Source organism: Providencia sp. Me31A, assembly GCF_050487165.1.
In the GTDB taxonomy this organism is placed as follows: domain Bacteria; phylum Pseudomonadota; class Gammaproteobacteria; order Enterobacterales; family Enterobacteriaceae; genus Providencia.
The window spans coordinates 63,571-86,772 of record NZ_JBKQGZ010000015.1 but is presented as its reverse complement, the minus strand read 5'-3'; the positions used below and the strand labels follow the sequence as shown (position 1 = coordinate 86,772).

Below are 23,202 nucleotides of genomic sequence, written 5' to 3'. Positions count from 1 at the left end.
GAATATTAATTCTTTGATTTATATCATTTACCAATAAACCTAAAAGGATAATAAATAAACCTCAATTTACTTAAGTCAAATATAGGTGGTTTATGGCTAGAGGTTTTTTTTATATAACTGAAAAACAACGACGCCGTTATGGTGTTGCTTTTTTTATCGGGATTATCAGCGGGATTGTTTCGGCATTTGTGAAGTGGGGGGCAGAAGTACCGTTACCGCCAAGAAGCCCTACAGACATGTTTAATGCAGCGTGTTCACCAGAAACACTGATCAGAGTTGCTGAGCAAGTTGATTGTTCACGTAATTTTCTTAATCCACCTTATATTTTTTTAAGGGATTGGCTAGGAATAGCTGATCCTAACTCTGTTGTTTATACTTTTGCAGGCCATGTTTTTAACTGGGTTGGCGTCACCCACATCATATTTTCTATCGTTTTTGCTATTGGGTATTGTATTGTTGCAGAAATATTTCCAAAAATTAAATTATGGCAAGGCTTGCTAGCTGGCGCATTAGCGCAGTTATTTGTTCATATGATTTCATTCCCTTTAATGGGATTAACTCCGCCACTTTTAGATTTACCTTGGTATGAGAATGTCTCCGAAATCTTTGGCCATTTAATTTGGTTTTGGTCTATTGAAATTATCCGTAGAGATTTAAGAAATCGGATTACTCATGAGCCAGACCCAGAAGTTCCACTTTCACAATACTATAGATAAATATTTATTAATCATATGGATAGGAGCTATATTTCGCATTTCTGGTGTGAAAATATGTTCCTATCTTCATTTTTTAGGCTTAAATACCTTTCAATAAAATAATTGCACCATTATTTTTAATGATGTATTGTTATATTATAACATTACATTTTGGTGGCTATTATGAAACAAAGAATACACCCACAATACCGTACTGTAGTTTTTCATGACACAAGTGCTGATGCTTATTTTAAAGTTGGCTCGACTATAAAAACGGAAAAAACGATTGAATATGAAGGGGAGGTTTTCCCTTATGTAACTCTTGATGTGTCTTCACAGTCGCACCCATTTTATACTGGTAAGCAGAAGTTAATTTCTCAAGAAGGTAAAACGGCTCAGTTCCAAAAGCGCTTTGGTCGTTTCTTGAAAGCAGAGGATAAGTAAAGATGAAAGTCTTGAGTTCATTAAAAATGGCAAAAACACGTCATCCCGATTGTCAAGTAGTTCACCGTCGCGGTCGTGTTTATGTGATATGTAAAACGAATCCTCGCTTTAAAGCGGTGCAAGGTTGTAAGAAAAAACGTTAAATCTACACTTTACTTTCCTGTGTTTTTATAGAGTTGGGATGTATGGATATACTTCATACATCCCTCTTTTTTAGGAATGAATTGCGAAAGACGAGTTTACAATTTGGAAAAATATCTCAGTACATTTCTTCGATTATTAGTCTGATTACTAATCTTCTTGCTATTAGTGATGAAATTCACTTGCACATAGGTGCATATTTTGTCAGGTTTAATACATGCGAAAAATTTCTAGCTTCAATTTCAGTGAATACAGAATGAATGATAAAAATGACGGTATTCACTTTGTGGAGTCGGAACTGGAAATTTCTTGGTAAAAGTTTAAACAAACAGGGTGAATTAAAATGAAAAGTGTAGGATTTGTTGGCTGGCGAGGAATGGTTGGCTCAGTATTGATGCAGAGAATGGTTGAAGAACGCGATTTTGATGCGATCCATCCTGTGTTTTTTACCACCTCACAACATGGTGCAGAAGCGCCAGTTTATGGTGGCCATCGTAGCGTTTTACAAGATGCTTTTGATATCGATGCATTGAAAGCATTGGATATTATTATTAGTTGTCAGGGGGGGGATTATACTCACGAAGTTTATCCTAAATTACGTGAGTCGGGTTGGGAAGGATATTGGATTGATGCTGCTTCTTCATTGCGTATGAAAGATGATGCGATCATTATTCTTGATCCAGTTAATAGCCAACATATCCAAGATGGCTTGAATAAAGGAATTAAGACCTTTGTTGGCGGCAACTGTACAGTAAGCCTGATGCTCATGTCCTTAGGTGGTTTATTTACGAATGATTTAGTTGAGTGGGCGTCTGTTGCTACTTACCAAGCTGCTTCAGGGGCTGGTGCTCGTAATATGCGTGAGCTTTTAGCTCAAATGGGGTCTTTGCACACTCAAGTTGCTAAAGAGTTACAAGACCCAGCATCTGCTATCCTTGATATTGAGAAAAAAGTTACTGACTTTACTCGTAGCGGCACAATGCCTACCGATGCTTTTGGAGTACCATTAGCGGGTAGCCTGATCCCGTGGATTGATAAAGCATTAGAAAATGGCCAAAGCCGTGAAGAGTGGAAAGGCCAAGCAGAAACCAACAAAATTCTAGCAACGGGAAATAATATTATCCCAGTTGATGGATTATGCGTTCGGGTTGGGGCACTTCGTTGCCATAGCCAAGCTTTCACCTTAAAACTGAAAAAAGATATTCCATTAAAAGAGGTAGAGCAGCTACTTGCGTCTCATAATGATTGGGTGAAAGTGGTACCAAATGACCGAGAAATTACGATGCGTGAACTAACACCAGCTGCTGTGACGGGTACATTAAGCACACCAGTTGGACGTTTACGTAAATTGAATATGGGCCCCGAGTACCTATCTGCATTTACCGTCGGCGACCAATTGTTATGGGGAGCGGCAGAGCCTCTTCGTCGCATGTTGCGGATCTTACTATAGTTTCTAAGCGGTAATTAGCCATTTTATATAAACCTGCACAATACAGTGTGCAGGTTTTTTTCTAGAATTAATGCCGAGTTGGTTTATTCTGCGCTGGCTGGTGTTCTAACTCTTTTGCCAAGAAGTAGTTCAAGAAAGTTCGGATCACGGCAATGATACCTAATTTTATGAGGCTATCTAAATCAGGGTCGACGGTTGTTGCTAAAATATCAGCAGCTAATTGGAACTCTAATGCAGTTGCTAACCAGTCACCAAAACAATAGCGAGCTGTGCGTGCTTTCCGAGTTTTTATCCAAACAATTAGGGTGTTGACTAAACCAATAACCACGCAGATGACTGAAATAGCTTCTAATAGTAACTGAAGTACATGAACGCTAGAAACTAAGAGTTCACGTAAAAAGGCTAAATCAAACATTAAAACCTCGATATTAGGAATAATTTACTTCTGTTAACTATGGGCAAAGACTCGCAAAATATCGAGTTTTATTGTGGTTCTATTGCTTCAGATAGTAACTGATTAATAGATAGTATGTTTCTGTTACCATCAATTACCTGTATATTTTTATTTGGCAGATAACATTCTTGTAAAGGAGACAAACAAGCCCGTGGTGAGTGTTGTTGTATACCAAGCCAATCACTGATTAGCCAATAATTATTCGCAGTTGAATAAGGCGCTTGTAAATTTTTCGTACTTAAATTTGGTTTGTTGCTGTTTTTGCTATACCAAATTAGTAGTGGGATTTCATAAGCTTCTTTTCGAGGTTTATTTACGCCATGGTGATAGTGGATATCGTTGTTTTCACCAATGCGCTGTAGTGCATGGTCTGCAAAGAACATTAGTGTGGCTGGCTTTTCGGAAATTTTTTGTCGTATTTTTTCAATAAATGCATCGGTATAAGCAATAGAGCTGTCATAGCAATCATCGTCTTCCTGCCCACTGAATGTTTTGAATTGTTTTTCTGGAAAGCGGTTACAAGAAGGCTCATGGCTGCCGTAGGTATGTAAGACAATCAGTTTTTTTTGTGTTGTTTTATCATCGACTGCATCATTAAAATCATCAATTAATTCATTGTCATAACCTACAAATTCATTCCATTTTTTGTGTTGAGCCATACTTGCGATAGCTGAAATAACGCTAGTTTTTTTATTCGTTTTTCCTTGGTTACTTAACCAATATGTTTTGAATCCTGCATGATTAGCGAGAGAAATAATATTATCGGCATAATGTTTTTTATTATGCATTTGGTCAAATTGGATATTTGCCAAGGAGATAGGTACTGACAATATGGTGACTGGAGCAGGAGAATAAGCGTGTGTGAAAACCAGCATTTGTGACTGATGGCGTTTAAGCTCAGGTGTTGTGTCATGGCGATAACCATAGAGGCTCATATGATCTCGTCGCAAAGATTCACCGATAACTAAAACATAAATTTGTTGTTGGCTATTTGTTTTTTCATAGTTAAACGGTACAACTTGCGATGATATTTTTTGTATTTCACGATTCTCATACAAGTTTTTCAGGAGTGCTGCGGAATTATAAAACGGGGTATATTGTAGGTATTTTTCTCCCATTAGCAGGTGACTGTCAGGTTTATTGAGTAGTGATGAATAATAAATTGGAACCGAAATTAAATACCCACCAAGTAAGAGTAAATTTAGAAAAATAATCCGAGAGGATAGATACTTAGCGCACTTGAGGATACTAACTAAATAGAAAATAAAGGCGATAAGATAGAAAAACACATAGCCGATATTATAAGAAAGCATGCCTATCGTTTCACTACCATTAGTATTAATAAAGGTTTCCGCAATGGAGGAAGAAAAGTGGGTATCGTGTTTTTGGTAGAAGAAAAAAGATACTGACAGATTAAGTGCCCAGAGCCCTGCAATAAAAACAGTGAATATTTTGCCTAGTAATAACCTATAAATACTGGCGCATAACACCATAATCAATGTACCAGAAATTATTATGGCTATATTGCTAATGGCCCCCATATTATAAGTAAATAATGTAGGGATAGTTGAGATTATAAAAAAACAAACAAAGATAGCGAGTTGACGAATCATCATTATTCTTTTTTACGTAAAGAACCTTACCTTGTTGGGTGAATCAATAGTCATTTCCATGAATAAATTTTATTAACGTATAGCATTAAGGGGTTATAACATAAAAAAATGTAAGGTAATCAAAATAGTGACGTAAAAAACTGTAAAAGCATGTTAGGTTTAGTCATAAAGCTTCCTCCAGCAATTATGAGTTTAATTATTAGAGGAAGCTAAGTGATAATATTAAAAAGTGACAGAAAGCTTGGCATTAATATTATCATTATCAAAATGATTAGATTTTAATTTACTGTAATCAATAAATAATTTGTATTCATTGTTTATATCAATGTTAGCTCCAATTTTGGCGGTAATGTTGTCTCGAGAAGCAGATACACCTTGCGAAATAAACTCATACCCAGTTTGTGGAAATTTTAATTTAATTTCACGAATTAAGTCACCATATTGATGTTGCCAACCTAACTCTCCGTATAAGCCCAGTTTATAGCGCTTATTTAGAGCCCAATTATTATCAAGACGCAGCCCCAGCATAGAGAGTAATGTGACAGTGCTTTGTTCATCTGCACTAAGTGCCGTTTTACCCCCATTTTCATTAATCGCCCTATTACGTGTATTGATATAGGCAAAGTTAGTAAAGGGCTCAATATTTACAATGGAGGTGGCCATAGGGTAGGCCATTTCAATAAAGGCTTGGCTTGTATTTATGTCATAAGTAGACGTGTTACTATCAGCGTACATTTGGTAGTTCACAGGCCTTTTTGTGTCGATAGCTCCTCGGTTATATTCTAAGCCACCACGAAGAACAATGGGTTTTATTTGTGCCCCACCATAGGCCGCAATGTGGTAGTTGATATTCTTATTAGTATTATCTTCGCTGGATAGAGAACCTTGGGTAACACCAATGGCAAGACCGGCTGTAATGGTATCATGATAAAAACGTTGGCTTGCACCTAGGAAGATCCCATTGGCGGATGCATGATAGCCTGAGGTGTTATCATCATTTGGTATATTTTCTTGCTGATATAACGTACTAACCCATAAATCTCCTTTATTTTCGTAACGTCCTTTTGTTTGGTTTAACGATTCGGAGTTGCGAATATGTTCCAGTAGCTTTGTTCTAATTTGGAGCGTGCTATTTATTTGATTTGATAGCACATGAGCATGAATGGGTTTGGATAATTCATGTATTGCGACTTTAATGTTGTTTTCATCAGACAAAATTAGGCTTTTATATAAAACATGGTTTTGAGGTAACTCATCAAGTATTTCTGCGACTACTTTTTGGTTTTTTGTTTCGGCAAAAGAAGCAAAGGCAATGTCACTACGTGAAAAGTTCAAGGTAACATCATTGGGTGAGTAAATGAGTTGAGACCTGACAAAGGTATAGCCCGGTAATACTGTATCAAACTGCCCTTTTACACCTTTTTTGGCACTCAGTATGGTATATTTTTTATCCAATAATTGGACAAGTTGTTCCGCAGTGAGTGCATTTTTACTACCTTGAAATGTGACATTAACAGTCCCACCATTTAACACGGCTAATCCTTGGCTATTTAGCCTGTCATTGTCGCCATTTTCAGTGATTTCAACAGGATACAGACTATTAGGCTCAAAAGTGACAGAGTCAGCAATTTCGATTGTTGCCGCTTTATTTTTTCCGGGGGATATCGTACCACCTGCCTTAACGGTTAAGTTACGAAGCTTTCCTGTCCCTATTAATAATCCATCGTTATGAATAGTCACATTCTGCATTTTTCCATTATTGATAACCTGTCCTTTATGTATATCTAGGGGGGAATTCAAGCTTCCATCAATGGTTAGTTTGCCACCATTGACAGAAGATTTTTTTGTGTAAGTATTTTCACCTAAAAGAGTCAGAGTGCCTTGGTTCAGTTGTAGCCCCGCAAAGCGGTTGTTACCGGATAGACTTAGTGAGCCTGGACCATTTTTGATTAATTGCCCAGGACCATGAATATTTTTTTTCCATTCATCGCTAGTTGAATAACTCGCTAGGCTGTATTCGTTTTTGTTATGGTTAACAATAAAATCGTTATAAAAATAAGTTGGTCCATCAAAAGCTTCAGGTAAATTTATCACCCCCCAATAGGTATTTGGATCATTGCTTTTTATATTCCAACCCGAAAGAGAATCACTGGGGTAGGCGGTACTGGATAAAATACTCAGCCTTTGTTCTTCATTAAGGTAAGGGAAACGCAGTCGTAGCAAATTACTGGCTAGCTTAGGTAGTTTATCGGGTGATAACTCCGGTACAGTATGGCTATTATCTGATAAATTCGCATTGCCATTTTTCGATGAAGCAAAACACAATTGCGGTTTGTGTTTACATTGAATGGGTAAGACAGAACGTGCATCTTTAGCTAATGTTGCAAAAGATTTGGCTATTTCGTCATCGGCTAAGTGTTGAGCCAGCAAATAATAATTCCCTGCGCGAGAGGCGATAATATCGGTTGGAAAATGAGCGCCAACGATAATACGACTTTCACCGTACTCTGAGGCTCGATCATAGATTTCTTTTATCTTTTCAGGGAACATCATTGATAAGGTTGCGGCCTGTTTAAATGCATTCCACGTATGCCCACTTGGATAAGATGACCCTGTTATTTTTGTATAATCAGGAAGGTATTCCCCATTGCTATTGAGAACTTGTTTTGGACGGCCCCTCAGGAAATGGTCTTTTAAAATAAATTCCATCGCCCTTTCAGGTTGCTTCTGAGTAGTTTTAGCGTAATGCCCTTGGTTATATAAGGACTGGAGTTTTTTGAAGGGCCTATTCGTGGTTAAATCAATGTTATATTTATTTTTGCCAAAAATGAGATTGCTAAAGCTATTTGATAAGTAATCATATTTTTGATTTCTATCGGCTTCAGCAAGCGTTTTTCTTTCCCCTGTTATTTTCGTTTTTTCGTTATAAATAACCCGATCTTTGTTTGCTGCTACTGAGTTTTCAAGTGGTGGTGGTGTAATTGCTTCATTTTTAAGGCCTTGAAGCCAATCATTCCTTTTATCTATAATTTGTTTTTCTGCATCTTCATATCCTTTTAATGCAAATGAAGGATTAATATAAAATATAGATACTAATATAATGGATACTGAATTAAATGGGTTTTTCATTATATTCCTATAGGCCTATCTAGTTAATTTTAAATCAGCTATATTCTATTTTTAGAACCCAATCTTTTTATGATCAAAAAAATACAAATGACAGTATTATTTTCTTTTTTTTTAATATGGATTTAGCGATATTTTTATTAGTTATATTATTTTACAATGCTTTTTTGTTTTGTAACTAATTGATATGTTTTGTTTTATGTTTTTATTTATTTATTAAAAGGTTAGTTGTTTATTAATGAAAGAGTGTAGATGAAAATAAGACTAAGTTTATTAGTTTTAATCTAGTGATTAAATATGGTGAGTTTAATCTTAGTACTATATTTAATTAAATAAAAAACCCCATACATTTTCGTGTATGGGGTTTGATAGATACAGTGAATATGATAATTAAATATCAATATTTGCAGCTTTTAATGCATTCTCTTCAATAAATGCACGGCGAGGTTCAACGGCATCACCCATTAATGTGGTGAATAATAAGTCGGTTGCAATCGCGTCTTTAACTGTAACACGCATCATACGGCGAGTTTCGGGGTTCATAGTCGTCTCCCAAAGTTGTTCTGGGTTCATTTCACCAAGGCCTTTATAACGCTGTACATACAGTCCACGACGAGATTCTCGAGTTAACCAAGCCAGAGCCTCTTCGAAGTTACTGATATCTTGACGACGCTCACCACGTTGAATGTATGCGCCTTCTTCGATCAGCCCACTGATTAAATCACCTAAATGTGTAATACGGCGGTATTCACTACCATGTACAAAGTCAAAATCAAGGTTATAGTCAGTATCAACACCATGGGTGCGAATACGAATAGTCGGCTCGAATAATTGACGTTCACGGTTTTCGTTAATGGTGTAACTATAAGTGCTACCGAATTGTTCGTTGTCTTCTAAGCGCTTAACAAGAGTTTTTGCCCATTCATCTACTTTTTCGCCGGTTTTTAAGTCATCTTCGGTTAAAGTTGACTGATATACCAAGCTATTTAATAGTGCTTGTGGATAAAGGCGCTCAAGGCGACGAATGATACGGTGTGCGGCGTTATACTCGACGACCAGCTTTTCTAATTCCTCGCCTTTCATAGCGGGTGCTTCTGCGCTTAAATGCAGCTCTGCGCCATCAAGAGCGATTGAAATCAGATAATCGTCCATCGCATCATCATCTTTGATATATTGCTCTTGTTTGCCACGTTTCACTTTATACAGTGGTGGCTGAGCGATGAAGATATGACCACGTTCAACGATTTCCGGCATTTGACGGTAGAAGAAGGTTAATAATAGCGTACGAATGTGCGAACCGTCGACGTCCGCATCCGTCATGATAATGATGCTGTGATAACGCAGTTTGTCTGGGTTATATTCATCGCGACCAATACCACAGCCTAATGCGGTGATCAGGGTTGCAACTTCTTGTGAAGATAGCATTTTATCAAAACGCGCTTTTTCCACGTTTAGAATTTTACCTTTCAGTGGCAAAATTGCTTGATTCTTACGGTTACGGCCTTGTTTTGCAGAGCCGCCCGCAGAGTCCCCTTCCACAAGGTATAATTCAGATAATGCAGGGTCGCGCTCTTGGCAATCAGCGAGCTTACCGGGTAGGCCTGCTAAATCTAATGCGCCTTTACGGCGTGTCATTTCCCGAGCTTTACGAGCCGCTTCACGGGCACGTGCAGCATCAATGATTTTGCCCACAACGATTTTTGCATCGTTCGGGTTTTCCAGTAAATATTCAACGAGTTTTTCGTTCATCATTGTTTCTACCGCAGTTTTCACTTCGGAAGATACCAATTTTTCTTTGGTCTGTGATGAGAATTTAGGATCGGGAACTTTAACTGAAATAACTGCAATCAGGCCTTCACGCGCATCGTCACCCGTTGCGTTGACTTTGCTTTTCTTCTGGTAGCCTTCTTTTTCCATGTAGTTATTCAATGTACGCGTCATTGCTGCACGGAAACCAGCGAGGTGGGTACCCCCATCACGCTGAGGAATATTATTGGTAAAGCAGTATACGTTTTCTTGGAACCCATCGTTCCACTGCATTGAAACTTCAACACCAATACCATCTTTTTCTGTTGAGAAATAGAATACGGAAGGGTGGATAGGGGTTTTGTTACGGCTTAAATACTCAACAAAGGCTTTGATACCGCCTTCATAATGGAAGTGATCTTCTTTTCCATCACGTTTATCAATGAGTCTGATAGAAACGCCTGAGTTCAAGAATGATAATTCACGTAAACGCTTCGCTAAAATATCATATTCGAATTCAGTAACGCCTTTAAAGGTGTCCATGCTTGGCCAAAAGCGAACACGTGTTCCTGTTTGGTCTGTTTCACCGACCACATTGAGAGGCCCTTGTGGCTCACCGTGTCTGTAAATTTGTTCGTGGACTTTTCCATCGCGGCGGATGACTAATTCTAATTTTTCGGATAAGGCGTTGACAACAGAGACACCAACACCGTGCAAACCACCGGAGACTTTATAGGAGTTGTCATCAAATTTACCCCCTGCGTGCAGAACCGTCATGATAACTTCTGCGGCAGAGACACCTTCTTCTTCATGGATACCCGTTGGAATGCCTCGTCCATCATCCTGTACGGAGATAGAGTTATCGGCATGGATAGTGATAACAATATCGTCACAGAAGCCTGCGAGGGCTTCGTCGATGGCGTTGTCGACAACCTCGAAAACCATGTGATGAAGACCTGTTCCATCGTCTGTATCACCGATATACATGCCCGGGCGCTTGCGCACCGCATCCAGTCCTTTTAATACCTTGATACTTGAGGAGTCATATGTATTCGACATCAATGTTTCCTGCTCTTTCTATTCCTGAGGTTGAACTTCTATTTTGCCATGTTCTACGCTAAACATCTTGCTATTTGCATCTATCATATCATTAACTTGTTCAGGTGTAATGGCACTGACAAATACTTGTGCTTGCGTCGCTTTGAGACGAGCTGCCAACAGTTGACGGCGACTCGCATCCAGCTCGGAGGCAAAATCATCCAGCAGATACAGGCATTGTTGCCCGTTCTGACGGGTGAAAAACTCACCCTGCGCTAACCTTAATGCACACATAAGTAGCTTTAATTGACCCCGTGAAAGCATATCTTCAACTGGTGTTCCATTTGCACGAATACGCAAATCCGCTTTATGTGGCCCTGAGGCGGTATAGGTTAGTGCTCTATCGCGCTCAAATTGGCGCTCTAATTGTTCTGAATAATCAATGTCTTTATCCCATCCACGTTGAAAGGATACAGAAAGTGAAAATTCGGGTAAAAATTGTTGGCAAGTTTGCTCTATATTTTCAGCAATACCACTAATATAATCATGACGCCATTGGCTTATTTGCTCTGAAAGTGGCGCTAGCTGTTTATCCCAGTGACGAATTTGGTCATAACGGGTGACTTGCCGTAAAGCAGCATTTCGCTGTTTTAATAACCGTTTTAAATCTGACCACACTGAAAAAAACAATGGATCACTGTGAAAACAACCCCAGTCAATAAAGGCACGCCGATATTTTGGGCCACCATTAAGTAAGGTGAAACCTTCAGGGGTAATTAATTGCATCGGCAATAATTTTGCAAGCTCAGCAATTTTATGGCCATCAGTACCGTCTATCCTAACTTTACTATCACCATCGCGGTTTTTGCTTAAACCTAATGAAAGGTCATTTCGTGCTTCATCTAAATGGCTCAGTTTGCCATGAAGAATAAATTGTTCTTGTTCATGACGGATAACGCGGTTCGCTTGAATGCTGCGAAAAGCACGGCCATGACCTAATGTGTATATCGCTTCTAATATGCTAGTTTTGCCGCTCCCATTGGGGCCAATTAAGAAATTGAACCCATTAGCAAGGGAGAGATCCGCATTTTCAATATTTCGAAAATCACGAATCAATAAACGCGAAAGGATCATAAATACTGATTACAAACGCATTGGCATGACGACATAGACAGCCGCTTTGCTTTCAGAGTCTTCAATTTGCACGCTGGAAACTGCATCCGTTAGTAATAGTTGCACATTTTCACTTTTTAGTGCGTTCAAGACATCTAAGATGTAGCTAACGTTAAAGCCTATTTCCATCTCAGTACCTTGGTAATTCACATCAACAATTTCTTCTGCTTCTTCTTGCTCTGGGTTATTGGCGGTGATGCGTAATTGGTTTTCGCTAAAATATAAACGTACGCCACGGAACTTTTCATTGGATAAAATCGCAGCGCGGGAGAAGGCCTGTTTTAATAAGTCACAGCGTGCTTCTAATGTTTTGTCTGGATTTTTGGGTAACACGCGGCGGTAGTCAGGAAAACGACCATCCACTAGTTTCGAGGTAAAAATAAAGTCCCCAACGTGAGCTCGAATGTTATTGCTGCCGATTTGCAATTGTAATGGCGTATCGCCTCCATCGAGCAAACGCATCAGCTCAATCACTCCTTTGCGGGGAACTATCACTGAATGGGAAGGGAGAGACTGGCCAATATCCATCGCGCAAACTGCAAGTCTGTGCCCGTCAGTGGAAACGGTTCTGAGCATTTGATCTTCTGTTTCGAATAGCATTCCGTTGAGGTAATAACGGACATCTTGATGCGCCATTGAGAACTGGGTTGCTTCAATTAAACGTTTCAGTATTGATTGAGGAAGAGAAAACTCAACTTCGCTTTGCCAATCATCCAAATTTGGAAAGTCAGCGGCCGGTAATGTCGATAATGAAAAGCGACTACGACCAGAACGGACGAGGAGCCTATCATCATTTAGTTCTACTTGAATTTCAGAACCGTCAGGTAAGCCACGCCAAATATCAAAAAATTTACGTGCAGGAACCGTCGTTGCGCCAATTTCATGTTCTTGCGTCAGAGGAACATTGGCCATCATCTCCATTTCAAGGTCGGTTCCAGTGAGTTGGAGGGTTCCTTCTTTTACCTGTAATAAAAGGTTACCTAAAATAGGTAGAGTTGGACGCCCACCTAAAGGACCACTAACCTGTTGTAACGGTTTTAATAACTGCTCGCGTTCTATAGTAAATTTCATAGCAATTAAGATGATAATGTTCTGATTAAATTAGAAAAATCTTCTTTGATGTCATGGCTTTCTTCTCGTAATTGTTCAATTTTACGACAAGCGTGCAATACCGTGGTATGGTCACGACCGCCAAAGGCATCCCCGATTTCAGGTAAACTATGGTTAGTCAGTTCTTTTGCCAATGCCATTGCCATCTGGCGCGGACGAGCGACAGAGCGAGAACGACGTTTGGACAGTAAATCCGCCACCTTAATTTTATAATATTCAGCAACAGTTTTTTGAATATTATCAATAGTTACCAGTTTTTCTTGTAGTGCTAATAGGTCACGCAATGCTTCTCTGACAAAATCAATAGTAATTGCACGGCCAGTAAAGTTTGCATTGGCAATTACACGATTTAGTGCCCCTTCTAATTCACGAACATTAGAACGTAGGCGCTTCGCGATGAAAAAGGCCACTTCGCCGGGAAGTTGGATTTCATTTTCATCCGCTTTTTTCATTAAGATTGCAACGCGAGTTTCTAATTCTGGTGGCTCGATTGCGACTGTTAAACCCCAGCCAAAACGTGATTTCAAGCGATCTTCCACTCCGTTAATCTCTTTTGGGTAACGGTCGGAGGTTAAAATAATTTGCTGATTACCTTCAAGTAGCGCATTAAAGGTATGAAAAAATTCCTCTTGTGAGCGCTCTTTGTTGGCAAAAAACTGAATATCATCAATGAGTAAAGCATCAACAGAACGGTAGTAGCGTTTGAACTCTTCAATTGCATTGTTCTGCAGTGCTTTGACCATATCTTGAACAAAACGTTCAGAATGCATATAAACCACGCGTGCGTTGGCTTTATGCTGCATAATACTGTTGCCTACAGCATGTAGTAAGTGAGTTTTACCTAAACCTGTTCCACCATAAAGGAAGAGAGGGTTATAGGCCCCACCTGGATTCTCTGCCACTTGCCTCGCAGCGGCGCGAGCCAATTGGTTCGATTTACCTTCAACAAAGTTATCAAAAGTGTGCTTAGGGTTCACATTAGAACGGTAAGCGACATCGGGTTGTACTTTGGCTGAATTATCCCAACTCGGTTTTACAGGGGCTGACGGAATGGCAAACGCAGGTACTTCATGAGTCGTACGTGCTTGTGTAGCTGCTGGTGCGACTGCCATTGGTTTATTGCCTACTTCAAAGTGTAGTGCAGGTGCGTCAGCTCCACAAAAATCATTTAATAATTCATTGATATTATTAATGTATTTATCTCTAACCCAGTCAAGAACGAAACGATTCGGGGCATAAAGAGCCAGTGTATTATCGTTTAATTCAGCCTGAAGGGGGCGTATCCACATACTGAATTCTGTGGCAGGTAGTTCATCCTGCAATCGGGCAAGACATTGCTGCCAAAGCGAAAGTGACACGTTGGACTCCCCTAAACAAGGTCAATGGAACAAGATGTACGGATTCAAACAAAGAATTTTCTCGGGATCATTTTTCGAAAAAAGAACCAAAGAAATTTTAGATTAACTTTTACTCACTGCCTATTGCCGATCCGTGGATCAGAATAGACCTGCGATCATACCGCAAAATTAGCCAGAGATCTCCATTCTTTTACACAGTTTTTATGCTTTTTATCCACAGGTATATGTGATAAGGCACCTTATATAAAGAAGAAGTTGACTGGGCTGTCTTAATTTGACTTTATTTTTCCACATGCTGGGGATAACTTTAGACGATTTATCAAAAACATTCCGCATGATCAAAAAATATTTTTAGATCTCTTGAAGATCCTTGCGCTTTGGGGTGGAGTCCGTATAATCTTCCTCCCTGTGTACAGTACTGATGTGATTTTTACACAAAACTGAGGTAAACTTGTTGAGTTACTCTGCTCTATTTTAACGCTGCACTTAAGCTGAGGTTAAAAAGAATAGGGGCAAAAAGCAGGTTGTCAGCGAGTATGAAGATAAAATCATTAGTGAGCTGTCACAACATATGTCGGCAAACCGGTCAGCCAGGCTATAAATAAAAGTGGTTTGATTGCGTCATTTCATTGACGTGACCCCCTATGTTTTATTACAATCCTGCCTCTTTCTATATTGTTGCGATAGAGGCACAGGTGTAAATCAGTTTTCACTGGTTGCCAACGCGTTTACTGAATCAGTAATAAATTTTAAAGTTAGGTAGAAATCGTTATGAAACGCACTTTTCAACCGTCCGTACTGAAGCGCAACCGTTCACACGGTTTCCGTGCTCGTATGGCCACTAAAAATGGTCGTCAGGTTCTGGCTCGCCGTCGTGCTAAAGGCCGCGCTCGTCTGACCGTTTCATCTAAGTAATAAAGCTAGCCCTCTATTCCAGTGGTTACGCTCGCTTTTACCCGGGAGTTACGTTTGTTAACTCCCAGGCATTTCGATAATGTCTTTAAGCAGCCGCAGAGGGCGAGTTCCCCAGAGATAACAATCCTTGGTCGCCTAAACGAGCTGGGGCATCCCCGCATCGGTCTTACCATCGCCAAAAAAAATGTTAAACGAGCTCATGAGCGAAATCGGATTAAACGATTAGCGCGTGAATACTTTCGTCTGCATCAACACGAGTTGCCTTCAATGGACTTTGTGGTATTGGTAAGGAAAGGGGTTGCCAATCTCGACAATCAACAGATCACGGAAGCATTGGATAAGTTATGGCGTCGTCACCGTCGCTTGGCTCAAAAATCCTGATCATGCTGATCAGAGGCTACCAACTGGCGATTAGCCCGTTGTTAGGGCCTCGTTGTCGCTTCAATCCTACTTGTTCAAATTACGGAATTGAGGCATTGCGCAGGTTTGGTATGTTAAAAGGGAGTTGGTTAACGGCGAAACGCGTATTAAAATGCCACCCTTTACACGCTGGTGGAGATGATCCTGTCCCACCCAGAAAAACTGATGATAATAGAGAATTATAACGATGGATTCGCAACGCAATCTTCTACTCATCGCTTTGTTGTTCGTGTCGTTCTTAGTTTGGCAGGCCTGGGAGAGCGATAAAGTTGCTCAGGACGTTAAAACTGTTCAAACTTCGCAACAAGCGGATATGCCAAGCAGTGATGCTCAGGCCGTAACTGGCAGTGAGCAAGGTAAGCTCATCACAGTCAAAACTGATGTACTGGATATTCGCATCAATACTCGTGGTGGTGATATCGATGAGGCTGACCTGTTAGCCTATCCTGCGACCCTTCATTCGGAAGACCCCTTCCGTTTACTGGAAACTAACCCAGGCTTTGTCTACCAGGCACAAAGTGGTTTGATTGGCCCTCACGGTCCAGACAATCCAGCAAATAATAATGGCGAACGTCCGCTGTACAGTGCAGATTCTGCAACTTTTACATTAGAGAATGGACAAGACGTTTTACGCGTACCAATGACATTTACGGATAACAACGGTGTTGTTTATCAAAAAACGTATATTGTTAAACGTGGCCAATATACTGTTGAAGTTGAATACAGTATTCAAAACCCAACAGCCCAACCATTGAGTCTCGCTTTCTTCGGTCAGTTAAAACAAACGATTGAACTGCCAAAAGAGCGTGATACAGGCAGCAGTAATTTTGCACTGCATACCTATCGTGGTGCAGCGTATTCTTCTGATGAAAATAACTATAAAAAATATAGTTTCGGTGACATCGAAGACAAAAATCTTAGCCTAACTACAAAAGGTGGTTGGGTTGCAATGTTGCAACAATATTTTGCAACGGCTTGGATACCGGGAAGCACTGAAAAAAGTACCTTCTATACTATCGATCTTGATAAAAAGTCTGCCATCATTGGTTATAAGAGTGAACCAATGACTATCGCGGCTAATGGTGCTGGTACTTATTCATCAACGTTATGGGTTGGTCCAGAAATTCAGTCTGAAATGGCAGCCGTTGCGCCGCATTTAGACTTAACCGTTGATTATGGTTGGTTATGGTTTATCTCTCAGCCGCTGTTTAAACTGCTGAAATTTATTCACGGTTTTGTGGGTAACTGGGGTATTGCCATCATCGTTATTACCTTTATCGTTCGTGGTATTATGTACCCGCTAACGAAAGCGCAGTACACCTCGATGGCGAAAATGCGTTTGCTGCAACCGAAACTGGCTGCAATGCGTGAGCGTATTGGTGATGATAAACAACGCATGAGCCAAGAAATGATGGCACTGTATAAAGCAGAAAAAGTAAACCCACTGGGTGGTTGTTTACCGCTGCTTATCCAAATGCCGATTTTCCTTGCACTTTACTATATGTTGATGGGTTCTGTTGAGCTGCGTCACGCACCGTTCTTCGGTTGGATACAAGACTTGTCTGCACAAGACCCGTACTACATCCTGCCAGTGTTGATGGGTGTGACGATGTTTGTTATCCAGAAAATGTCACCAACAGCAGTGACTGACCCTATGCAGCAGAAGATTATGACTTACATGCCTGTCGTGTTCACTATCTTCTTCCTGTGGTTCCCATCTGGTCTGGTACTGTACTATATCGTGAGTAACTTAGTGACCATCATCCAGCAGCAAGTGATTTACCGTGGTCTGGAAAAACGTGGTCTGCATAGTCGCGATAAAAAAGAGAAAAAATAATCTCGTTTCTCAGTAAATTGAGAATGGCTTCACAAAACGGGATTCTATAGTAGTATAAAGGCGACCAACACGGTCGCCTTTATTCTTTTCAAAAAATAGTTTTTAAGTTAAAGACAGAGAAACATCATGCAAATCAACGATACTATCGTCGCACAGGCAACACCTCCCGGTCGTGGTGGTGTCGGTATTTTACGAATCTCGGGCCCTAAAGCGGCATTCGTTGCAGAAACGGTATTGGGTAAGCTGCCAAAACCGCGTTATGCCGATTATCTTCCTTTTCGTGATGAGGAAGGCTCTGTTCTTGACCAAGGTATCGCTTTATATTTCCCGGGACCAAATTCGTTTACTGGTGAAGATGTGCTTGAATTACAAGGACACGGCGGTCCTGTCATTCTTGATTTATTGTTAAGAAGAATATTGACGATTGATGGTATTCGTATTGCCAATCCGGGAGAGTTTTCTGAGCGTGCATTTTTAAATGATAAGCTTGATTTAGCCCAAGCTGAGGCGATTGCTGACTTAATTGATGCAAGTTCAGAGCAAGCGGCACGTTCAGCAATGAACTCGTTACAGGGGGCTTTTTCTTCCCATATTCACCAACTGGTGGAAGCACTCACTCACTTGCGCATCTATGTGGAAGCGGCGATTGATTTCCCAGATGAAGAAATTGATTTTCTGTCTGATGGTAAAATTGAAGCTAAGCTCAATGAGGTGGTGGCCGATTTAGAACAAGTGCGTTCCCAAGCGCGTCAAGGTAGCTTGTTGCGTGAGGGAATGAAAGTTGTGATTGCAGGCCGTCCGAATGCGGGGAAATCGAGCTTGCTTAATGCATTGGCGGGTCGTGAAGCGGCGATTGTAACGGATATTGCGGGTACAACACGTGATGTATTGCGTGAACATATTCATATCGATGGTATGCCTTTGCATATTATTGATACCGCGGGTTTGCGTGAAGCCAGTGATGAGGTCGAACGTATTGGTATTGAACGCGCATGGAAAGAAATTGAACAAGCTGACCATGTGTTATTTATGGTAGATAGCACCACAACCAATGCCACTGAGCCGCAAGAAATTTGGCCTGAATTTATGGCTCGCTTACCAGATGCGCTTCCGGTCACCGTAATTCGTAATAAAGCAGATATGACAGGCGAACCTATTGAGTTTATTGATAATACTCGTTATCCGTTAATTCGCTTGTCTGCTCGCGAAGAAAAAGGCATCGATTTGCTGCGCGATCATCTGAAAGAGACGATTGGTTTTAACAGCAATACCGAAGGGGGGTTCCTTGCTCGTAGTCGCCATTTACAAGCATTGAATGCGGCCGCAGTTCATCTTGAACAGGGCTATGAACAGTTAGTGAACGCTCGCTCCGGTGAGTTACTGGCCGAAGAATTACGTTTAGCACAGCAAGAACTCAGTGAAATCACAGGTGAATTTACTTCTGATGATTTGTTAGGCCGCATTTTCTCAAGTTTCTGTATCGGGAAGTGATACGGTATCCATAGTTAACCTACACGGTTTTACGTGTAGGTTTCCTGTCTTTTTTATCTTCTTAATCTTCTTAATCTAACGCTAAGCACTTTGTATTCTGTACAACGTATTCTGTACAACAATATTGTTAATTCGTGATACGGCTACCATGAGTAAATACCGTCGCTTTTCCCTGTCGGCAAAAACCGACTAAGGTTAAATTGGCTTTTTCCGCCACTTCGATTGCAAGTGCTGTCGCTGCCGAGACTGCCAATAGGATTTCTACACCACAATTGGCGGTTTTTTGCACCATTTCATAGCTGGCACGGCTGGAAACTAGTACCGCACCTTGTTGCCATTGATTACGGCTTTTCATACCCAGTAGCTTATCAAGAGCCACATGGCGACCGACATCTTCACATCCACCGACTAATTGCCCTTCTGGTGATATCCATGCGGCAGCATGGGTACAGCCCGTTAATGCACCAATTTCTTGTACTTTTTTGAGTTCGTGCAAGGCGCTGTCTAAATAAGACAGGGAAAATGTTTGTGTAAAAGGTAATGGTGCAATGGGTTTGAAAATTTCTTCAAGCTGCTCAGTACCACAAATACCACACCCAGTACGCCCTGCTAAATTACGACGGCGTTCCTTGAGCTCCATAAACCGACGGCTAGATAATTCAACATGTACCTCAATTCCGCGGTTACAACCTTCCACGATATCAATTCCACGAATTTCTGCACCTGATTGTATTATCCCTTCAGAAATAGCGAACCCAACAGCGAAATCCTCAAGATCTTTTGGTGTTGCCATCATGACTACATGGGAAATACCATTGAAGACTAAAGCGACAGGATATTCTTCGGCAACATAGTCAGTTACGGGGGAATTCAGGTTGTTTTTTTGTTGCACTGTTGTGTGGTTTAAGCCAATCATTTTGATTATTTTGGGGGTATTTGTAGTATTTGTTTCATACATTAGGTGAATTCCTAGCATTAATGATACATAATATTAATTATGGGTAAAAAGAATTTACACCATTTGCCAGGCAATGAACCTGGATACGTAAGGAAGACGTTGAATAAAAACAGTTTACCTGATTATCACAATTGGCGTTAGGTAAACATGAGCAATGTAAATGAGGAGATCCCCATGCAAGTCAGCAGAAGGCAGTTCTTTAAGATCTGCGCTGGCGGTATGGCAGGTACGACGGCAGCGGCTTTGGGTTTTGCGCCTGCCACTGCGTTAGCGTCAACGCGCCAGTATAAATTACTGCGTGCGAAAGAGACCAGAAATACCTGTACCTACTGTTCTGTCGGCTGTGGGCTGTTAATGTACAGCCTAGGTGATGGCGCGAAAAATGCAAAAGAAAGCATTTTCCATATTGAGGGGGACCCGGATCATCCGGTAAACCGTGGTGCACTTTGTCCGAAAGGTGCTGGACTTATCGATTTCATCCACAGTGAAAGCCGTTTAAAATACCCTGAAGTGCGTGAGCCGGGTACCAATGAGTGGAAACGTATCACTTGGAATGACGCGTTTGATCGTATCGCTAAGCTAATGAAAGAAGACCGCGATGCAAACTTTATTGAGAAAAATAAAGACGGTGTGACCGTTAACCGTTGGCTGACTACCGGTATGCTGTGTGCATCGGCTGGTAGTAACGAAAGCGGATTTGTAACGCAAAAATTCACCCGCGCTCTCGGCATGCTTGCCGTCGATAACCAAGCGCGTGTCTGACACGGACCAACGGTAGCAAGTCTTGCTCCAACATTTGGTCGCGGTGCGATGACCAATCACTGGGTTGACATTAAAAATGCAAACCTAGTTGTCGTTATGGGTGGTAATGCGGCAGAAGCGCATCCAGTTGGTTTCCGCTGGGCGATGGAAGCTAAAATCCATAATAAAGCCAAATTAATTGTTATTGACCCACGCTTTACCCGTACTGCGGCAGTGGCGGATTTTTATACGCCTATTCGTTCTGGTACTGATATCGCGTTTTTATCAGGTGTTATCAAATATTTACTGGATAATGAAAAAATTCAGCGTGAATACGTAGAAGCGTACACTAACGCCAGTCTGGTTATCCGTGAAGATTATGGTTTTGATGATGGCTTGTTTACAGGTTATGACGAAGAAAAACGTCAATATGACAAAACCACGTGGAACTATGAGATGGATGAAAACGGCCTTGCGCTGCGTGATCCTACGCTCAAACATCCACGCTGTGTCTTGAACTTGTTGAAAGAGCACGTTAGCCGTTATACGCCTGAAGTGGTGAATAATATCTGTGGTACGCCAATCAAAGATTTCTTGCAAGTTTGTGAGTACCTCGCAGAAACGAGCGCTAAAGATAAAACGGCATCATTCTTATATGCGTTAGGTTGGACACAACATACCATCGGTGCGCAAAACATCCGTACCATGGCGATGATCCAGTTACTTCTGGGTAATATGGGGATGTTAGGTGGTGGTGTTAACGCACTACGCGGACACTCCAATATCCAAGGTTTAACTGACTTAGGCTTGTTATCTCAAAGCTTGCCTGGTTATTTAACCTTACCATCAGAAAAACAAACTACATTAGAAAGTTACTTAGCTGCAAATACGCCAAAAGCGACCGTCGAAGGCCAAGTGAACTATTGGGGGAATTACCCGAAATTCTTTGTCAGTTTAATGAAGACGTTTTATGGTGATAAAGCGCAAAAAGAAAATAACTGGGGCTTTGATTTATTACCGAAATGGGATCAAGGCTACGATGTGTTGCGTTATTTCGAAATGATGGATAAAGGAGAAGTGAATGGCTATATCTGCCAAGGCTTTAATCCTGTCGCGTCGTTCCCGAATAAAAACAAAGTGATTAAATCGCTTTCCAAGTTGAAATATTTAATCACGGTTGACCCGCTGAACACCGAAACGTCGAATTTCTGGCAAAACCACGGTGAAATGAATGATGTAAATCCAGCAGAAATTCAAACTACGGTATTCCGTTTACCATCTTGCTGTTTTGCTGAAGAAAATGGCTCGATTGTTAACTCGGCACGTTGGTTGCAGTGGCATTGGAAAGGTGCGGATGCCCCGGGTGAGGCTATCAGTGATGGTGAAATTCTGTCTGGTATTTTCCATCGTCTACGTCAACTGTATGCCTCTGAAGGCGGTGCGGTACCTGAACAAGTTCTCAGTATGACTTGGAATTACTTTGACCGTGATAACCCAACGCCAGAAGAAGTTGCTCAAGAAAACAATGGCTATGCTTTAGTTGACTTGAAAGATGCGGATGGCAACGTTATTGCGAAAAAAGGTGAACTGCTTAGCTCATTTGCTCAATTACGTGACGACGGAACGACATCAAGTGGTTGCTGGATTTTCACCGGCAGTTGGACGCCAAAAGGCAACCAAATGGCTAACCGTGATAACTCTGACCCAACAGGACTAGGTAATACATTGGGCTGGGCATGGGCGTGGCCGCTGAACCGCCGTGTAATTTATAACCGTGCATCTGCGGACCCGATGGGTAAACCTTGGGACCCAAAACGCCAAATTCTTGAGTGGAATGGCAGCAAATGGATAGGAATGGATATTCCTGACTATAGCAATGCTGCACCGGGTAGTGGTGTGGGGCCGTTCATCATGCAACCAGAAGGTATGGGACGCCTGTTCGCACTGGATAAAATGGCCGAAGGCCCATTCCCTGAGCACTATGAGCCTATTGAAACACCGCTGGATACTAACCCATTGCATCCAAATGTGGTATCAAACCCAGCTGCTCGTGTGTTTAAAGATGACTGGGCGCAGATGGGTAAAGCGACAGAATTCCCTTATGTGGGAACGACTTATCGCTTGACCGAACATTTCCACTATTGGACAAAACACGCATTGTTAAATGCCATCATTCAGCCACAACAATTCATTGAAATTGGTGAACGTCTGGCGAATGAAAAAGGTATCAAACAAGGTGATACGGTGAAAGTCAGCTCTAAACGTGGTTACATCAAAGCGAAAGCTGTGGTGACCAAACGTATTCATACGCTGAAAGTGGCAGGGAAAGATATCGATACTATCGGTATTCCAATTCACTGGGGCTTTGAAGGTTTAGCGGTGAAAGGTTTTATTGCTAATACGTTAACGCCGTTTGTGGGCGATGCAAATACTCAGACACCGGAATTTAAATCGTTCCTTGTCAATGTGGAAAAGGTGTAAGGAGATAAATT

Annotated in this window: 18 protein-coding genes; 10 read left to right on the top strand and 8 right to left on the bottom strand. The window is 41.1% G+C overall.

From position 1 onward, the window contains the following. The first annotated feature begins 92 nt into the window (after positions 1–92). The 4 genes from ACLPIE_RS13770 to asd all read left to right on the top strand — a co-directional run bounded on the left by ACLPIE_RS13770 (position 93) and on the right by asd (position 2,730). A complete protein-coding gene (locus tag ACLPIE_RS13770; protein ID WP_430262367.1) occupies positions 93–716 on the top strand; it encodes a YagU family protein in 624 nt (207 codons plus the stop codon). Positions 717–878: 162 nt separating this feature from the next. After that, complete coding sequence (locus tag ACLPIE_RS13765) at positions 879–1,139, top strand: type B 50S ribosomal protein L31 (RefSeq protein ID WP_430262366.1); 261 nt, start codon at positions 879–881, stop codon at positions 1,137–1,139. A 2-nt stretch (positions 1,140–1,141) separates the two neighbouring features. Beyond that, positions 1,142–1,282, top strand: a complete 141-nt coding sequence (gene ykgO, locus ACLPIE_RS13760) for a type B 50S ribosomal protein L36 (protein ID WP_430262365.1) — start codon at positions 1,142–1,144, stop codon at positions 1,280–1,282. 341 nt (positions 1,283–1,623) lie between these two features. Further along, entirely contained in the window at positions 1,624–2,730 is a 1,107-nt protein-coding gene (gene asd / locus ACLPIE_RS13755; RefSeq protein ID WP_430262364.1) for an aspartate-semialdehyde dehydrogenase, read from the top strand. A 67-nt stretch (positions 2,731–2,797) separates the two neighbouring features. Here asd and ACLPIE_RS13750 read toward each other — a convergent pair whose 3' ends face one another. The 7 genes from ACLPIE_RS13750 to dnaA all read right to left on the bottom strand — a co-directional run bounded on the left by ACLPIE_RS13750 (position 2,798) and on the right by dnaA (position 14,348). Beyond that, positions 2,798–3,145, bottom strand: coding sequence for a DUF1622 domain-containing protein (locus tag ACLPIE_RS13750; RefSeq protein WP_430262363.1), 348 nt, complete (start codon positions 3,143–3,145; stop codon positions 2,798–2,800). A 68-nt stretch (positions 3,146–3,213) separates the two neighbouring features. Continuing rightward, a complete protein-coding gene (locus ACLPIE_RS13745; RefSeq protein ID WP_430262362.1) occupies positions 3,214–4,800 on the bottom strand; it encodes a phosphoethanolamine transferase in 1,587 nt (528 codons plus the stop codon). 219 nt (positions 4,801–5,019) lie between these two features. Beyond that, positions 5,020–7,926, bottom strand: coding sequence for an autotransporter domain-containing protein (locus ACLPIE_RS13740; protein ID WP_430262361.1), 2,907 nt, complete (start codon positions 7,924–7,926; stop codon positions 5,020–5,022). A gap of 387 nt (positions 7,927–8,313) precedes the next feature. Next, entirely contained in the window at positions 8,314–10,728 is a 2,415-nt protein-coding gene (gene gyrB, locus ACLPIE_RS13735) for a DNA topoisomerase (ATP-hydrolyzing) subunit B (RefSeq protein WP_430262360.1), read from the bottom strand. Between the two features lie 18 nt (positions 10,729–10,746). After that, positions 10,747–11,841, bottom strand: a complete 1,095-nt coding sequence (gene recF, locus ACLPIE_RS13730) for a DNA replication/repair protein RecF (RefSeq protein WP_430262359.1) — start codon at positions 11,839–11,841, stop codon at positions 10,747–10,749. Positions 11,842–11,850: 9 nt separating this feature from the next. Beyond that, a complete protein-coding gene (dnaN, locus tag ACLPIE_RS13725; protein ID WP_430262358.1) occupies positions 11,851–12,951 on the bottom strand; it encodes a DNA polymerase III subunit beta in 1,101 nt (366 codons plus the stop codon). 5 nt (positions 12,952–12,956) lie between these two features. Beyond that, positions 12,957–14,348, bottom strand: a complete 1,392-nt coding sequence (gene dnaA / locus ACLPIE_RS13720; protein WP_430262357.1) for a chromosomal replication initiator protein DnaA — start codon at positions 14,346–14,348, stop codon at positions 12,957–12,959. A gap of 771 nt (positions 14,349–15,119) precedes the next feature. Between dnaA and rpmH the strand changes: the two genes are divergently transcribed. From rpmH to mnmE, 5 genes are all read left to right on the top strand, one after another. Then, positions 15,120–15,263, top strand: a complete 144-nt coding sequence (gene rpmH / locus ACLPIE_RS13715) for a 50S ribosomal protein L34 (RefSeq protein ID WP_004906236.1) — start codon at positions 15,120–15,122, stop codon at positions 15,261–15,263. Positions 15,264–15,284: 21 nt separating this feature from the next. Next, positions 15,285–15,644, top strand: a complete 360-nt coding sequence (gene rnpA, locus ACLPIE_RS13710) for a ribonuclease P protein component (protein ID WP_004906229.1) — start codon at positions 15,285–15,287, stop codon at positions 15,642–15,644. Further along, positions 15,608–15,868 (top strand): membrane protein insertion efficiency factor YidD, encoded by a 261-nt coding sequence (gene yidD, locus ACLPIE_RS13705; RefSeq protein ID WP_036959180.1) that lies wholly within the window; start codon positions 15,608–15,610, stop codon positions 15,866–15,868. Before rnpA ends, yidD begins: the two co-directional genes overlap by 37 nt. A 2-nt stretch (positions 15,869–15,870) precedes the next feature. Next, complete coding sequence (gene yidC, locus ACLPIE_RS13700; RefSeq protein ID WP_430262356.1) at positions 15,871–17,520, top strand: membrane protein insertase YidC; 1,650 nt, start codon at positions 15,871–15,873, stop codon at positions 17,518–17,520. A gap of 126 nt (positions 17,521–17,646) precedes the next feature. Further along, the gene (mnmE, locus tag ACLPIE_RS13695; RefSeq protein WP_430262355.1) at positions 17,647–19,011 is read left to right on the top strand and encodes a tRNA uridine-5-carboxymethylaminomethyl(34) synthesis GTPase MnmE; all 1,365 of its coding nucleotides are present in this window, start codon (positions 17,647–17,649) and stop codon (positions 19,009–19,011) included. Between the two features lie 127 nt (positions 19,012–19,138). On the opposite strand, the gene fdhD is transcribed toward mnmE, so the two are convergent. After that, positions 19,139–19,969 carry a formate dehydrogenase accessory sulfurtransferase FdhD gene (gene fdhD / locus ACLPIE_RS13690; protein ID WP_430262354.1) on the bottom strand — a complete coding sequence of 277 codons (831 nt, stop codon included), beginning with the start codon at positions 19,967–19,969 and terminating at the stop codon, positions 19,139–19,141. Positions 19,970–20,143: 174 nt separating this feature from the next. On the opposite strand from fdhD, the gene fdnG reads away from it, so the two are divergent. Next, positions 20,144–23,191: a formate dehydrogenase-N subunit alpha gene (fdnG, locus tag ACLPIE_RS13685; RefSeq protein ID WP_430262353.1), complete on the top strand. Its 3,048-nt coding sequence runs from the start codon at positions 20,144–20,146 to the stop codon at positions 23,189–23,191. The last annotated feature ends 11 nt before the right edge of the window (positions 23,192–23,202 follow it).